The organism is Vibrio sp. 1249-1 (assembly GCF_033340495.1).
The window spans coordinates 1-781 of the sequence record NZ_JAWOWJ010000401.1 but is presented as its reverse complement, the minus strand read 5'-3'; the positions used below and the strand labels follow the sequence as shown (position 1 = coordinate 781).

Annotated in this window: 1 protein-coding gene; it reads right to left on the bottom strand. The window is 45.5% G+C overall.

Annotation, left to right across the window (positions count from 1 at the left end; all coding sequences use genetic code 11):
- The coding region (locus R7Z50_RS26640; RefSeq protein WP_318149633.1) for a substrate-binding periplasmic protein at positions 1-781 on the bottom strand (781 nt) is incomplete at both ends.

Below are 781 nucleotides of genomic sequence, written 5' to 3'. Positions count from 1 at the left end.
TCGGTGTTGGATTGACGATACAGATAGAGAGAAACACAAATTGCCAATACAAGTACGAATAGAAATACCGCTTGGGTTTGTGTTGCCAATCGCACCTCATACTCTAACGCCGTGCGCCAATCTGGACGCAAGTCGTATTGAGCCACAATTTTGTCAACGCCCAACATCGCGATCGCGCGGCTAAAATATGGCGCTAACATTGCACCGCGTTCATTCGCGACGAGGCCGATAGACAACTGCGAACTGTAAAACTCCCCTATCGCGGTATCTTGTTCGATGGGCACAAGCTCGCTCAAACGAAGGAAATGGTTGAGCATTGCCGTATCCATCGGGATGTAATCCACCTCCCCTTTAAGCAATGCTTCAATAAGATCGTGCTGCGTGTTAAAACGCTCAAGCTCTTTCAACGGTAAAAGCTGAGTCATCATTTGATCGAAGAAATCGTCTTTGACTACACCGATTCTTTCAGAGATCAATTGTGACACATGGGAATAGGTGTTTGGCTTGTAACCCAATCGCTTGACCATCACTGAAGCTGGTGAATAGTGTGGTCTTGGAAAATAGCTGAATTCATGCCGTTCTCTGCTCACCGTTAATGGTGCCAAAATATCAAATTCACCTTTCATAAACTGGCGATACATCGACTCCCAACTTTCGTTAGGCTCACTGATGATCACACAGTTTAAATCCAAAATTTCACAGCTTTGTAGAACGATATCGGCTGTCATCCCTTGTACGGTGCCATCAGGGTTGTACACCACATAAGGAAAGATGGATTCCA